This window comes from Pedococcus sp. 5OH_020 (assembly GCF_027812955.1).
Lineage (GTDB): Bacteria > Actinomycetota > Actinomycetes > Actinomycetales > Dermatophilaceae > Pedococcus.
Genome location: NZ_JAPYZV010000028.1, coordinates 1 through 808, shown reverse-complemented (window position 1 = coordinate 808; position 808 = coordinate 1). Strand labels below are relative to the sequence as shown.

At 73.4% G+C, this 808-nt stretch carries 1 protein-coding gene; it reads left to right on the top strand.

The window, feature by feature from the left end; genetic code table 11:
* On the top strand, positions 1 to 808 hold an 808-nt coding region (locus tag PHA84_RS20660; protein WP_270890027.1), incomplete at both ends, for a transposase.

Genomic DNA, 808 nt, shown 5'->3' with positions numbered 1-808 from the left:
GCGTTCACGTTCGGGCACGTGCGCCAGCTCGACGGCATCGCCTCCCGGTTCCTGACCGCCCTGGGCCGGCGGGCGCCGCTGCTGCCCGGTGGCGGGGCTGGGCGGCAGGTGCTGGTGGACGTGGATGACACGGTGATCGAGGTGCACGGGTACGCCAAGCAGGGCGCCGGCTTCGGCTACACCAGGGTGCGCGGGTTGAACGCGCTGCTGGCCACCGCCGCCGCCCCCGGGTCGGCGCCGGTGGTGGTGGCGCAGCGGCTGCGCAAGGGCTCGGCCGCCTCCCCGCGCGGGGCCGCCCGGCTGGTCGCCGATGCCCTGGCGACCGTCCGGTCCATGACCGCGGACCGGCCGCTGGTGCGCGCGGACTCGGCGTATTACGGGCACGCCACCGTCGGCGCGGCGATCAAGGCGGGCGCGGACGTGTCCATCACGGTCCGCTCGGATCCGAAGGTGCGGGCGGCGATCGCGGCCATCGGCGAGGCTGCGTGGACCCCGATCGAGTACCCCCAAGCGATCTTCGACGAGGACACCCGTACCTGGGTCTCCCGCGCCGAGGTCGCCGAGATCCCGTACACCGCGTTCGCGGCACAGAAGAAGACCAACCGGGTGCCCGGCCGGCTGGTGGTGCGCCGCATCCCCGACCTCAACACCGAGAAGAGGAGGGCCGCCGGGCAGGACACCCTGTTCGACACCTGGCGGTTCCACGCGTTCTTCACCACCGTCGACCCAGCCGTGCTGGACGCCGTGGCCGCGGACAAGACCCACCGCGGCCACGCGGTCATCGAACAGGTCCACGCCGACCTGAAGA